Here is a 13,521-nt window from a genome sequence, read left to right as displayed (position 1 = left end):
TCATGATATACGGCTTAGGTGTTGATTTAGTTGAAATAGAACGTATTCAGGCACTCGTTGAAAAACAGCCGAAGTTTATTCAACGTATCCTAAGCAAAGGTGAATATGATCAATACATGCAGTATTCACATCCTCAGAGACGTATTGAATTTTTGGCTGGTCGATTTGCTGTCAAAGAAGCTTTTAGTAAAGCGCTTGGGACAGGAATTGGTAGAGAAGTTGCATTTAATGAGATACATTGTGCGAATGATGAAAAAGGGAAACCTTATATTTTATTTGAAGGTTTTACTGTCCATGTATCTATCACACATACAAAACATTATGCGATGAGCCAAGTGATACTAGAACAATAAAAAAGGAAGTACTTCCATAAAAGTAAGAATAACTTAAGGAAGGTGACAGTGATTTGTCAGAAAAGTATTATCGTGAAACCACATTGTCTGTAAATTTAGATGCGATTACATCCAATTATCAAGAATTATCAAAGTGTCATCCAACAAAGACGATGATGCCGGTTGTTAAAGCGAATGCATACGGTTTAGGGAGCGTTGCGATTGCAAAACATCTTGCTCAGCTAGGTGCAACGTTTGTTTGCGTGGCAACGCTTGATGAAGCGATTGAATTACGCATGCACGGGTTCAAAGAGAAAATTTTAATTCTTTCGAGTATCCCACCTGCAAATATTAACAAAGCGATCCAACATCGTGTTGCTGTTGCCGTACCTTCTAAAGAATGGTTGGAAGATGCGATTAGTCATATTGAATCATCAAATGAGAAGTCACTATGGCTTCATATTAAGCTAGATACGGGTATGAACCGTTTAGGTATTAAAGATAGTGAAACATATCGTGAAATGATTGCGATCATCGAACAATATGAACAGCTTATTTTTGAAGGCGTATTTTCTCATTTTGCCTCAGCAGATGAAGAGAATGACTCTGCACAACAACAATACAAACGTTTTGAAAGCTTGGTGAACAGTGCAGAACGTCCAACATACGTGCATATTCAAAATTCTGCGGGGACATTACGTTTTAATCCTGAGATTTGTAATGCATTTCGTCCTGGTATTGCATTATATGGTTACTATCCAACGCCGTTTATTGAAGCAAAGGAAACAGCACGTTTAAAACCAGCTGCATCCGTTGAAACAACAGTTGTTCAAGTGAAGCAATTAGAGGCTGGAGAAACAATTGGATATGGTGAGACTTATATAGCGACTGAACCAATGCACATTGCCTTATTATCCATTGGTTATGCAGATGGTTACCTGCGTCATATGCAAGGTGCAACGGTAAGTGTCAACGGACAACAATGTGAAGTGGTAGGTCGTATTAGTATGGACCAGACTGCCATTAAAGTTCCTGCAACCGTTAAACCAGGTGATAAAGTTGTTGTGTTAGAAGCACGTGCACACACACCACAATCAGCAGAAACGCTTGCTGAAAAACAACAAACCATCAATTATGAAGTGCTATGCAATTTTGGACGTCGTATTCCACGTATTTATATTTCAGGAGAAAATATTGATGTCACAAATGAATTATTAAAATAATATGGTAGATTTGTTTCATTTTTGCTATCATAATGAGTGATAAATATAGATTTTTAAGACGAGTTGAATTGATATGGAGGGTCTTATGATGTCAGTATTCAATCAAGTGAAGTTTAAAAATTTAGAGCAGTCATTAAAAGAAGGGTACGCCCAAATGGCTGACCTCAATCTCTCCCTAGCGACAGAAGCATATTCAGTAGAGTGTGAAGCATGCGATTGCAATGAGTCACACTTATTATCCAAGCATCAGGATGATTAAATGAAGCGCGGGGATGTATACTTAGCTGATTTATCACCAGTACGGGGTTCTGAACAAGGGGGAGTGAGACCCGTCGTTATCATTCAAAATGATACTGGTAACAAATATAGTCCGACTGTTATCGTGGCAGCGATAACAGGTCGTATTAACAAAGCAAAGATTCCAACACATGTTGAAATTGAAAAAAAGAAGTATAAGCTCGACAAAGATTCAGTTATTTTATTAGAACAAATTCGAACAGTAGATAAAAATCGTTTGAAAGAAAAGTTGACTTTTTTATCAGAAGAAAAGATGAAAGAAGTGAACAATGCTTTGGGGATTAGTCTTGGCTTACAAGTTGTTCAATCACGATGAGTGATATATAGTAAGCTTTTTACAGCAAGACAATATTTTTAAAGTTTACATAAAATAACCGTATGACTAGAGCAGTATAGACACATGACGATCCACTTTTATTATAGAAGTTTGTATTGTAGATGTGTAAAAGGAGATTGTACAGGTCACATATAATTTAAAAATATGGCGATAGTAGGGGTATCACTTAAAGCAGTTAGCTTGTAGAGTCATCCTTGTCAGGGTGGGCGATGAAATCTTTTGACTGATAAGGTTTCACGGCCACTTTTTTGTTGTTTAGTTGTAATAAGATGGGAAAAGGAGTATTGACATTGGCACAATCAAAAACAGCGTATTATTTTGGTTTGATAGACCGCTATTTAAATGATATGAACAATGAAGAAATATTAGAAAATGCGCGTAAATTTGCCAGTAATTTACCAGAAGAAAGCATCACACCTGAAGCAATTGTCAATATACATAAAAAGTATCTCGAGAAACGCGCATTTAACCAAGAAGATATCATGAAAAGTTTAGACGTACTTGAAGTGGTTATTCAAAGTTTTGGCTATGATTATTCAGATTATAAGCGATTGGTCGATCGCATGGAAGTACATGATAAAGAAATGGGTTTGGCTTCTAGTTTGCAACAGACGATGTTAAAAACAGATATTCCCCAATTTGACGGTATTCAAATTGGGGCCATTTCAGTAGCAGCACACCAAGTGAGTGGTGACTATTTTAACTTAATTGATCATAAGGATGGCACGATGAGCTTTGCTGTTGCTGATGTCATTGGAAAAGGGATTCCAGCGGCACTTGCGATGAGTATGATTAAGTTTGGTATGGATTCATATGGACATTCTCAATTACCTAATGATGGTTTAAAACGTTTAAATCGTGTTGTTGAGAAAAATGTTAATCAAAATATGTTCGTCACGATGTTTTATGGTTTATATGAAGACCTTAACCATGTTTTGTATTGTAGTTCAGCTGGGCATGAACCGGGCTATGTTTTTAGAGCTGCAACAGATACCTTTGAAGAAATTACAGTGCGCGGCCGTGTTCTAGGAGTAAGTCCAAATATTCGCTACGATCAGCAAGAAATAAAAATTGAAATCAATGATATGATTATTATTTTTACGGATGGTGTCACAGAAATTCGAGATGAATCGGGTCGTTTTATAGATAAAAACTACCTATTGAACTTCATTCTTCAATATAAAGATATGCATCCGCAAGATATTGTACAACTGTTATATGAGGCATTATTGCGTTTGCAAGAAACAAGTAAGCGTGATGATTTAACCATTTTAATTATTAAAAGAGCCCAATAACCAATCATAAAGCGATTATGATGTTGAAAATTGGGTAAAAATAAGAATAGAGACTACTATAGGAGTGTAAAAATTAATGAACCTTAATATAGAAACGAACACGTATGATGATTATTATGAGGTAATTGTTGCGGGAGAATTAGATGTTGCAACAGTTCCTGAATTAGAAGCTGTCTTGTTACCAATGCGCCAGGAAGGAACACATGATATTCATGTGAATCTAACGGATTTAACTTATATGGATTCAACAGGATTAGGTTTATTTGTCGGCACACTCAAAGCACTAAATCAAAATGATAGAGCGCTTTATATTTTAGGAGTCAATGATCGTATCAAGCGTTTATTTGATATAACTGGATTAGCTGATTTAATGCATGTGAATCAAGGAACGGAGGTCGAATAACATGCCACAAGAACACGATGTCATCGAAATGAGGTTACCAGCAGCACCGGAATATGTAAGTTTGATTCGTCTGACGTTATCAGGAGTGTTTAATCGTGCTAATGCATCATATAATGACATTGAAGATGCGAAAATTGCAGTAAGTGAAGCAGGCACAAATGCTGTTAAGCACGCATATAAGCACCGTGAAGAGACGGGATATATTACAATTGTATTTGAAGTCAGTGATGGACAAATCAAAATTGTTGTATCTGACCAAGGTGAAAGCTTTAACTATCAAGAAACAAAGCAACATTTAGGGCCATATCAAGACGATGAAAATATTGACTTTTTACGTGAAGGTGGTCTGGGCTTGTTTTTGATTGAAGCATTGATGGATGAAGTAACAGTAAGAAAAGAGACAGGTGTTACAATCAGTATGACGAAGTATATCAATAAAGAGCAGGTGCAAACCCATGACGAAAGCATCGAACTCAGTGAATAATGTTTCATCAGAGCAAATTAATAAATGGATTTTGTCGTATCAACAAAATCAAGATGAAGCCGCACAAGAAAATTTAGTAAATCACTATACCAAGTTAATTGAATCTTTAGCTTATAAATATTCAAAAGGGCAATCACATCATGAAGACCTTGTTCAAGTAGGGATGGTTGGATTAATTGGTGCAATTAACCGCTTTGATTTGTCTTTTGATCGTAAGTTTGAAGCGTTTTTATTGCCAACAGTGATTGGTGAAATTAAGCGATACTTACGAGATAAAACGTGGAGTGTCCATGTACCAAGACGTATTAAAGAAATTGGACCACGTATCAAGAAAACAATTGATGAATTGACAAACGAACTGGAGCGTTCACCATCTATCCGTGAGATTGCCGATTATCTTGAAGTTTCAGATGAAGAAGTACTTGAAGCGATGGAGATGGGGCAAAGTTATCACGCATTAAGTGTCGATCATTCGATAGAAGCGGATAAAGATGGATCCACTGTAACCCTTTTAGATGTGATGGGCAATCAAGATGAAAATTATGATTTAACTGAAAAACGTATCATCTTGGAACGCATTTTACCTATTTTATCTGATCGAGAACGAGAGATTATACAGTGTACATTTATCGAAGGACTCAGTCAGAAAGAAACGGGAGAACGCGTTGGATTGAGCCAAATGCATGTATCTCGATTGCAAAGAACAGCTATTAAGAAATTACAGCAAGCAGCGCAGCAAACATAATTGAATAAAATGAATGAAACAATAGCACAATGATTTTCAGCACTTTTTAAATAAAGACGCTTGAAAAGATTGTGCTTATTTCATCATCATATATTATAAAATTTGAAGTGTAAAAATGGAAAGGCAGTGAACCAAATGGCAACAGATACACTTGTACAAGCAATACATAAAGAATACCAATATTCCGTAAAACAAATAGAAGCGGTCCTCTCATTATTACAAGAGAAGAATACCGTGCCTTTTATTGCAAGATATCGTAAAGAAGCAACAGGCGGATTAGACGAAGTGGCGATTAAAAAAATTGATGACCGTTATCAATATATGGAAAATCTTCAAAAGAGAAAAGAAGAGATTATCAACGCGATAGAACAACAAGGCTTATTAACGTCTGAATTAAAGCTAGATATTTTAAAACAAACGAAATTACAACGTGTAGAAGATCTATATCGTCCTTATAAACAAAAGAAAAAGACACGTGCGACTGAAGCGAAAAGAAAAGGTCTAGAACCATTTGCGCAATGGGTGATGGCACAAAAATCACCAGAGTTATTAGAATCTCAAGCGAAAAATTATCTTACAGATGAAGTGAAAACTGTAGAAGAAGCCATTGCTGGGGCACAAGATATTATTGCGGAATCAATTGCAGATCATCCACAATATCGTAAACAGATTTTAAAAGATGTATGGCATACTGGAATGCTTGTCACGCAGAAAAAGAAAAAAGCAGAAGATGAAAAAGCTGTTTATGCAATGTACTATGACTACAGTGAACCAATTAAACGTGCAGCGAACCACCGTATTTTAGCGATGAATCGCGGCGAAAAGGCAAAAGTGTTATCTGTAAAAGTAGAAGCAGATATTGAAAAATTATCTCAAAATATTCGACGTGTAGAAGTAAAAGGCACTCATGAATTATCAAATATTGTTGGTGATGCGATTGAGGATGCAATGAAGCGCCTTATTTTTCCATCTATTGAACGTGAAATTCGTGGAGATTTAACAGAACGCGCAGAAACACAAGCAATTGATGTTTTTAGTGAAAACTTAAAGAATCTATTATTACAAGCACCTTTAAAAGGAAAACAAATATTAGGTGTGGATCCAGCCTTTCGTACAGGTTGTAAACTTGCAGTCATTAACCCATATGGTACATTTGTTGCGAAATCAGTGATGTATCCACATCCACCTGTTTCAAAAGTGAAAGCAGCTGAAGAAACATTTCTTTCAATGGTAAAGAACTACGACGTGGAGCTCGTTGCAATTGGAAACGGAACAGCTAGTCGTGAAACAGAACAATTTGTCGCGAATATGATTCAAACACACAACCTTAATATTCAATATGTTATTGTGAATGAAGCGGGGGCTTCTGTTTATTCAGCTTCAGAAATTGCACGTCATGAATTTCCAGACTTTCAAGTAGAGGAACGTAGTGCAGTGTCAATTGGTCGTCGTATTCAAGACCCACTGAGCGAATTGGTAAAAATTGATCCAAAATCAATCGGTGTTGGACAGTATCAACATGATGTAAATCAAAAAGCATTATCTACAGCATTAGACTTTGTCGTTGAAACAGCCGTAAACCAAGTAGGTGTAAATATTAATACAGCTTCTGGTACATTGCTCCAACACGTTTCAGGACTATCAAAACAAATCGCTGATAATATCGTGGCGTACCGAGAAGAAAACGGACCATTTACAAAACATCAGCAAATTAAAAAGGTGAAACGTTTAGGTGATAAGACTTTCGAACAAAGTATCGGATTCTTACGCATAGTAGATGGCGTCGATCCGCTCGACAATACAGCGATTCACCCAGAAAGTTACACAGTGACACATGATTTACTAGAAGCGGTAAATATGGCAGTATCTGATATTGGGACAGATGAACTTAAGACTGCGTTAGAAAACTTAGAAATAGCGCAGTATGCCCAAAAATTAAATATCGGTATACCGACACTTGAGGATATTGTGAAGTCTTTAATTGCACCAAACCGTGATCCACGAGATGCATATGAAACACCTCAGTTAAAATCAGATGTCTTATCTATTGAAGATTTACGTGAGGTGATGAAGTTAACAGGTACCGTCCGCAATGTTGTTGACTTTGGGGCTTTTGTTGATATTGGTGTAAAACAAGATGGTTTAGTGCATATATCAAAAATGTCAAAACAATTTGTTAAACACCCGATGGATAAAGTGAACGTAGGGGATATTGTCGAAGTATGGATTGATGGTATTGATGAACAAAAAGGAAAAGTCGCGTTGACAATGATTAATCCATATGAATAATCAGGAGTTACAAGAATTAGTTGAAGTCATTTCTCAACAATACTTCAATAGATCGTTTCAACATCAAGCATATTTCAATTCACGTTTACGTACAACAGGTGGGCGATATTTATTGAAAACGCATGATATTGAAATCAATCCGAAACAATATCAAACATTTGGCGAAGCAGCACTCGTAGATATTATTAAGCATGAATTATGTCATTATTTTCTACATCTTGATGGAAAAGGCTACCAACATAAGGATGAGGATTTTAAACGATTAAGTAACTGTGTCGGCGCACCGAGATTTTGTGCACCACTACAAAGTTATGCCTCACGTGCGAATTATATTTATAAATGTAAAACTTGTGGAGCGGAATATATGCGTATCCGAAAAGTAGATACAAAGCGTATGCGATGTGGTAAATGTAGTGGCAAACTTTTAGAAATGAAGAAATAGAATAGTAAGTAATGGATAAGGACGACAGAAAATGAAAATTATTAATTCTGGCGTCCTTATTTTATAGTTTGGAAAAAGATGATTTATGTTCGTTTTAAAGGGACATTTTTTAAAAAGGAGTTTCTATTCACTTAACATTTGAAGTAGGATATTATTTATTGTTCGTTTTTCTAGGATTCATATACTTTTGGTTCATTAAATAAACAAATTTTATTTATGATTTAGTGTTGACTTTGAAAAATAGATTATATATAATGATAAAAGTCGACTGAACGAGCTAAACATTATGAAAAATAATTGTTGACTTGAACAGGATGACATGATATAGTTGAGTATGTTGCGAAAACGAAATGTTAACAACAGATTACAAACATTAAATAAATGTTAAAAAATGTTGACATTAAATATCGCCCCTGATATAATAAGTATCGTTCTGAAAAAATGATATTTAAAGTTACCGAGCGGTCGTGGCGGAATGGCAGACGCGCTAGGTTGAGGGCCTAGTGGGAGAGATCCCGTGGAGGTTCAAGTCCTCTCGGCCGCATCAACTAAACTTTAATATCCAATATCTAAATTAATATGCGGGTGTAGTTTAATGGCAAAACCTCAGCCTTCCAAGCTGATGTTGTGGGTTCGATTCCCATCACCCGCTCCATGAATTTTTAAAATATGAACATTGAAAACTGAATGACAATATGTCAACGTTAATTCCGATAATTTGAGTGCTCAGAGTAGTACTTTCAAGAGTGATTGACTTAAACAATCAAACGAGCTAATCAAGCTTACTTCTTTTATGGAGAGTTTGATCCTGGCTCAGGATGAACGCTGGCGGCGTGCCTAATACATGCAAGTCGAGCGAACAGACGAGGTGCTTGCACCTCTGACGTTAGCGGCGGACGGGTGAGTAACACGTGGGTAACCTACCTATAAGACTGGAATAACTTCGGGAAACCGGAGCTAATGCCGGATAACATATTGAACCGCATGGTTCAATAGTGAAAGACGGTCTTGCTGTCACTTATAGATGGACCCGCGCCGTATTAGCTAGTTGGTAAGGTAACGGCTTACCAAGGCGACGATACGTAGCCGACCTGAGAGGGTGATCGGCCACACTGGAACTGAGACACGGTCCAGACTCCTACGGGAGGCAGCAGTAGGGAATCTTCCGCAATGGGCGAAAGCCTGACGGAGCAACGCCGCGTGAGTGATGAAGGTCTTCGGATTGTAAAGCTCTGTTATTAGGGAAGAACAAACGTGTAAGTAACTGTGCACGTCTTGACGGTACCTAATCAGAAAGCCACGGCTAACTACGTGCCAGCAGCCGCGGTAATACGTAGGTGGCAAGCGTTATCCGGAATTATTGGGCGTAAAGCGCGCGTAGGCGGTTTTTTAAGTCTGATGTGAAAGCCCACGGCTCAACCGTGGAGGGTCATTGGAAACTGGAAAACTTGAGTGCAGAAGAGGAAAGTGGAATTCCATGTGTAGCGGTGAAATGCGCAGAGATATGGAGGAACACCAGTGGCGAAGGCGGCTTTCTGGTCTGCAACTGACGCTGATGTGCGAAAGCGTGGGGATCAAACAGGATTAGATACCCTGGTAGTCCACGCCGTAAACGATGAGTGCTAAGTGTTAGGGGGTTTCCGCCCCTTAGTGCTGCAGCTAACGCATTAAGCACTCCGCCTGGGGAGTACGGTCGCAAGACTGAAACTCAAAGGAATTGACGGGGACCCGCACAAGCGGTGGAGCATGTGGTTTAATTCGAAGCAACGCGAAGAACCTTACCAAATCTTGACATCCTTTGACCGTACTAGAGATAGTGTTTTCCTCTTCGGAGGACAAAGTGACAGGTGGTGCATGGTTGTCGTCAGCTCGTGTCGTGAGATGTTGGGTTAAGTCCCGCAACGAGCGCAACCCTTGACCTTAGTTGCCATCATTAAGTTGGGCACTCTAAGTTGACTGCCGGTGACAAACCGGAGGAAGGTGGGGATGACGTCAAATCATCATGCCCCTTATGATTTGGGCTACACACGTGCTACAATGGACATTACAAAGGGCAGCAAAACCGCGAGGTCAAGCAAATCCCATAAAGATGTTCTCAGTTCGGATTGTAGTCTGCAACTCGACTACATGAAGCTGGAATCGCTAGTAATCGTAGATCAGCATGCTACGGTGAATACGTTCCCGGGTCTTGTACACACCGCCCGTCACACCACGAGAGTTTGTAACACCCGAAGCTGGTGGAGTAACCATTTGGAGCTAGCCGTCGAAGGTGGGACAAATGATTGGGGTGAAGTCGTAACAAGGTAGCCGTATCGGAAGGTGCGGCTGGATCACCTCCTTTCTAAGGATAATATACGGAATATCACCTTTAGGTGATAAGCGGATTAACGTGACATATTGTATTCAGTTTTGAATGCTCATTATTGAGGATTCAACTTATAATTAAAAATTAAATTGAAAGCATTTATCAGTCTATGAATTTCTTGATGAACGCAGCGAAGATTACTTAGCGTAACTGAGCAAGTGAAGAAAGAAATGAAGCAGAATGAAAAGGCTTGCCAATTTAATGACTTGTACATTGAAAACTAGATAAGTAAGTATAAAAGATTTTACCAAGCAAAAACCGAGTGAATAGCGAAAGCTTGAAACTAAAAATTATCGCTAGTCGTCAAATGACGACTCACATAATTAATAACTATAGATTAAGTTATTAAGGGCGCACGGTGAATACCTTGGCACTAGAAGCCGAAGAAGGACGTTACTAACGACGATATGCTTTGGGGAGCTGTAAGTAAGCTGTAATCCAGAGATTTCCAAATGGGGAAACCCAGCACGAGTTATGTCGTGTTATCTACATGTGAATACATAGCATGTAAGAAGGCAGACCCGGAGAACTGAAACATCTTAGTACCCGGAGGAAGAGAAAGAAAAATCGATTCCCTGAGTAGCGGCGAGCGAAACGGGAAGAGCCCAAACCAACAAGCTTGCTTGTTGGTGTTGTAGGACACTCTATACGGAGTTACAAAAGGACATGTTAGACGAATAATCTGGAAAGGTTAATCATAGAAGGTAATAATCCTGTAGTCGAAAACGTGACCTCTCTTGAGTGGATCCTGAGTACGGCGGAGCACGTGAAATTCCGTCGGAATCTGGGAGGACCATCTCCTAAGGCTAAATACTCTCTAGTGACCGATAGTGAACCAGTACCGTGAGGGAAAGGTGAAAAGTACCCCGGAAGGGGAGTGAAAGAGAACTTGAAACCGTGTGCTTACAAGTAGTCAGAGCCCGTTAATGGGTGATGGCGTGCCTTTTGTAGAATGAACCGGCGAGTTACGATCTGATGCAAGGTTAAGCAGAAAATGTGGAGCCGTAGCGAAAGCGAGTCTGAATAGGGCGAATGAGTATTTGGTCGTATACCCGAAACCAGGTGATCTACCCTTGGTCAGGTTGAAGTTCAGGTAACACTGAATGGAGGACCGAACCGACTTACGTTGAAAAGTGAGCGGATGAACTGAGGGTAGCGGAGAAATTCCAATCGAACTTGGAGATAGCTGGTTCTCTCCGAAATAGCTTTAGGGCTAGCCTCAAGTGATGATTATTGGAGGTAGAGCACTGTTTGGACGAGGGGCCCCTCTCGGGTTACCGAATTCAGACAAACTCCGAATGCCAAATAATTTAACTTGGGAGTCAGAATGTGGGTGATAAGGTCCATATTCGAAAGGGAAACAGCCCAGACCACCAGCTAAGGTCCCAAAATATATGTTAAGTGGAAAAGGATGTGGCGTTGCCCAGACAACTAGGATGTTGGCTTAGAAGCAGCCATCATTTAAAGAGTGCGTAATAGCTCACTAGTCGAGTGACACTGCGCCGAAAATGTACCGGGGCTAAACATATTACCGAAGCTGTGGATTGTCCGTAGGACAATGGTAGGAGAGCGTTCTAAGGGCGTTGAAGCATGATCGCAAGGACATGTGGAGCGCTTAGAAGTGAGAATGCCGGTGTGAGTAGCGAAAGACGGGTGAGAATCCCGTCCACCGATTGACTAAGGTTTCCAGAGGAAGGCTCGTCCGCTCTGGGTTAGTCGGGTCCTAAGCTGAGGCCGAAAGGCGTAGGCGATGGATAACAGGTTGATATTCCTGTACCACCTAAATTCGTTTTAAGCGATGGGGGGACGCAGTAGGATAGGCGAAGCGTGCTGTTGGAGTGCACGTCTAAGCAGTGAGATTGAGTGTTAGGCAAATCCGGCACTCGTTAAGATTGAGCTGTGATGGGGAGAAGAAATACGTTTCTTCGAGTCGTTGATTTCACACTGCCGAGAAAAGCCTCTAGCTAGAAAATAGGTGCCCGTACCGCAAACCGACACAGGTAGTCAAGATGAGAATTCTAAGGTGAGCGAGCGAACTCTCGTTAAGGAACTCGGCAAAATGACCCCGTAACTTCGGGAGAAGGGGTGCTCTTTAGGGTTCACGCTCTGAAGAGCCGCAGTGAATAGGCCCAAGCGACTGTTTATCAAAAACACAGGTCTCTGCTAAACCGTAAGGTGACGTATAGGGGCTGACGCCTGCCCGGTGCTGGAAGGTTAAGAGGAGTGGTTAGCTTCTGCGAAGCTACGAATCGAAGCCCCAGTAAACGGCGGCCGTAACTATAACGGTCCTAAGGTAGCGAAATTCCTTGTCGGGTAAGTTCCGACCCGCACGAAAGGCGTAACGATTTGGGCACTGTCTCAACGAGAGACTCGGTGAAATCATAGTACCGGTGAAGATGCCGGTTACCCGCGACAGGACGGAAAGACCCCGTGGAGCTTTACTGTAGCCTGATATTGAAATTCGGTACAGTTTGTACAGGATAGGTAGGAGCCTTAGAAGCGTGAGCGCTAGCTTACGTGGAGGCATTGGTGGGATACTACCCTAATTGTATTGGATTTCTAACCCGCAGCACTTAGCGTGCTGGGAGACAGTGTCAGGCGGGCAGTTTGACTGGGGCGGTCGCCTCCTAAAGAGTAACGGAGGCGCTCAAAGGTTCCCTCAGAATGGTTGGAAATCATTCAAAGAGTGTAAAGGCATAAGGGAGCTTGACTGCGAGACCTACAAGTCGAGCAGGGTCGAAAGACGGACTTAGTGATCCGGTGGTTCCGCATGGAAGGGCCATCGCTCAACGGATAAAAGCTACCCCGGGGATAACAGGCTTATCTCCCCCAAGAGTTCACATCGACGGGGAGGTTTGGCACCTCGATGTCGGCTCATCGCATCCTGGGGCTGTAGTCGGTCCCAAGGGTTGGGCTGTTCGCCCATTAAAGCGGTACGCGAGCTGGGTTCAGAACGTCGTGAGACAGTTCGGTCCCTATCCGTCGTGGGCGTAGGAAATTTGAGAGGCGCTGTCCTTAGTACGAGAGGACCGGGATGGACATACCTCTGGTGTACCAGTTGTCGCGCCAGCGGCATAGCTGGGTAGCTATGTATGGACGGGATAAGTGCTGAAAGCATCTAAGCATGAAGCCCCCCTCGAGATGAGATTTCCCAACTTCGGTTATAAGATCCCTCAAAGATGATGAGGTTAATAGGTTCGAGGTGGAAGCGTAGTGATACGTGGAGCTGACGAATACTAATCGATCGAAGACTTAATCAAATTTTTTCACAAGGTTTTGTTTGTGTAACTGATATACTTACTATCTAGT

The 13,521-nt window shown here is 40.6% G+C and carries 10 protein-coding genes, 2 tRNA genes and 2 rRNA genes; all 14 read left to right on the top strand.

Annotated elements, in window-relative coordinates; all coding sequences use genetic code 11:
• The first annotated feature begins 2 nt into the window (after window positions 1–2).
• On the top strand, window positions 3–353 hold the full coding sequence (gene acpS, locus MUA88_RS08260) for a holo-ACP synthase (protein WP_262603702.1): 351 nt from the start codon (window positions 3–5) through the stop codon (window positions 351–353).
• Window positions 354–406: 53 nt separating this feature from the next.
• Complete coding sequence (gene alr, locus MUA88_RS08255) at window positions 407–1,555, top strand: alanine racemase (protein WP_262605380.1); 1,149 nt, start codon at window positions 407–409, stop codon at window positions 1,553–1,555.
• A gap of 88 nt (window positions 1,556–1,643) precedes the next feature.
• Window positions 1,644–1,814 carry a type II toxin-antitoxin system antitoxin MazE gene (gene mazE / locus MUA88_RS08250; RefSeq protein ID WP_095117483.1) on the top strand — a complete coding sequence of 57 codons (171 nt, stop codon included), beginning with the start codon at window positions 1,644–1,646 and terminating at the stop codon, window positions 1,812–1,814.
• The gene (locus MUA88_RS08245; protein ID WP_262603700.1) at window positions 1,815–2,168 is read left to right on the top strand and encodes a type II toxin-antitoxin system PemK/MazF family toxin; all 354 of its coding nucleotides are present in this window, start codon (window positions 1,815–1,817) and stop codon (window positions 2,166–2,168) included.
• A gap of 311 nt (window positions 2,169–2,479) precedes the next feature.
• Window positions 2,480–3,484 (top strand): SpoIIE family protein phosphatase, encoded by a 1,005-nt coding sequence (locus MUA88_RS08240; RefSeq protein ID WP_481906583.1) that lies wholly within the window; start codon window positions 2,480–2,482, stop codon window positions 3,482–3,484.
• Window positions 3,485–3,560: 76 nt separating this feature from the next.
• Window positions 3,561–3,887, top strand: a complete 327-nt coding sequence (locus MUA88_RS08235) for an anti-sigma factor antagonist (protein ID WP_262603699.1) — start codon at window positions 3,561–3,563, stop codon at window positions 3,885–3,887.
• Between the two features lies 1 nt (window position 3,888).
• Entirely contained in the window at window positions 3,889–4,371 is a 483-nt protein-coding gene (gene rsbW, locus MUA88_RS08230) for an anti-sigma B factor RsbW (RefSeq protein ID WP_262603698.1), read from the top strand.
• Complete coding sequence (gene sigB / locus MUA88_RS08225) at window positions 4,343–5,116, top strand: RNA polymerase sigma factor SigB (RefSeq protein ID WP_262603697.1); 774 nt, start codon at window positions 4,343–4,345, stop codon at window positions 5,114–5,116. The genes rsbW and sigB overlap by 29 nt, the downstream gene beginning before the upstream one ends.
• A 135-nt stretch (window positions 5,117–5,251) precedes the next feature.
• Window positions 5,252–7,405: a Tex family protein gene (locus MUA88_RS08220; protein ID WP_262605379.1), complete on the top strand. Its 2,154-nt coding sequence runs from the start codon at window positions 5,252–5,254 to the stop codon at window positions 7,403–7,405.
• Window positions 7,398–7,847 (top strand): SprT family protein, encoded by a 450-nt coding sequence (locus tag MUA88_RS08215; RefSeq protein WP_262603696.1) that lies wholly within the window; start codon window positions 7,398–7,400, stop codon window positions 7,845–7,847. Before MUA88_RS08220 ends, MUA88_RS08215 begins: the two co-directional genes overlap by 8 nt.
• 461 nt (window positions 7,848–8,308) lie before the next feature.
• A tRNA-Leu gene (locus tag MUA88_RS08210) sits at window positions 8,309–8,391 on the top strand.
• A gap of 37 nt (window positions 8,392–8,428) precedes the next feature.
• Window positions 8,429–8,502: transfer RNA gene (locus tag MUA88_RS08205), tRNA-Gly, on the top strand.
• A gap of 135 nt (window positions 8,503–8,637) precedes the next feature.
• A 16S ribosomal RNA gene (locus tag MUA88_RS08200) occupies window positions 8,638–10,188 on the top strand.
• 359 nt (window positions 10,189–10,547) lie between these two features.
• Window positions 10,548–13,472: ribosomal RNA gene (locus MUA88_RS08195) — 23S ribosomal RNA — on the top strand.
• The 16S and 23S rRNA genes sit together here with 2 tRNA genes alongside, the layout of an rRNA operon.
• Window positions 13,473–13,521: the final 49 nt, after the last annotated feature.

Origin of the sequence: Staphylococcus sp. IVB6240 (assembly GCF_025558425.1) — a bacterium.
Lineage (GTDB): Bacteria > Bacillota > Bacilli > Staphylococcales > Staphylococcaceae > Staphylococcus.
Note: the sequence above shows the minus strand (reverse complement) of the source record. Positions and strands in the feature narration are given on the sequence as shown.

Bases quoted from the DNA above. Each gene is read 5' to 3' on its own strand.
- acpS (WP_262603702.1), top strand. From the start codon at position 3: ATGATATACGGCTTAGGTGTTGATTTAGTTGAAATAGAACGTATTCAG.
- mazE (WP_095117483.1), top strand. From the start codon at position 1,644: ATGTCAGTATTCAATCAAGTGAAGTTTAAAAATTTAGAGCAGTCATTA.
- MUA88_RS08245 (WP_262603700.1), top strand. From the start codon at position 1,815: ATGAAGCGCGGGGATGTATACTTAGCTGATTTATCACCAGTACGGGGT.
- MUA88_RS08235 (WP_262603699.1), top strand. From the start codon at position 3,561: ATGAACCTTAATATAGAAACGAACACGTATGATGATTATTATGAGGTA.
- rsbW (WP_262603698.1), top strand. From the start codon at position 3,889: ATGCCACAAGAACACGATGTCATCGAAATGAGGTTACCAGCAGCACCG.
- sigB (WP_262603697.1), top strand. From the start codon at position 4,343: ATGACGAAAGCATCGAACTCAGTGAATAATGTTTCATCAGAGCAAATT.
- MUA88_RS08220 (WP_262605379.1), top strand. From the start codon at position 5,252: ATGGCAACAGATACACTTGTACAAGCAATACATAAAGAATACCAATAT.
- MUA88_RS08215 (WP_262603696.1), top strand. From the start codon at position 7,398: ATGAATAATCAGGAGTTACAAGAATTAGTTGAAGTCATTTCTCAACAA.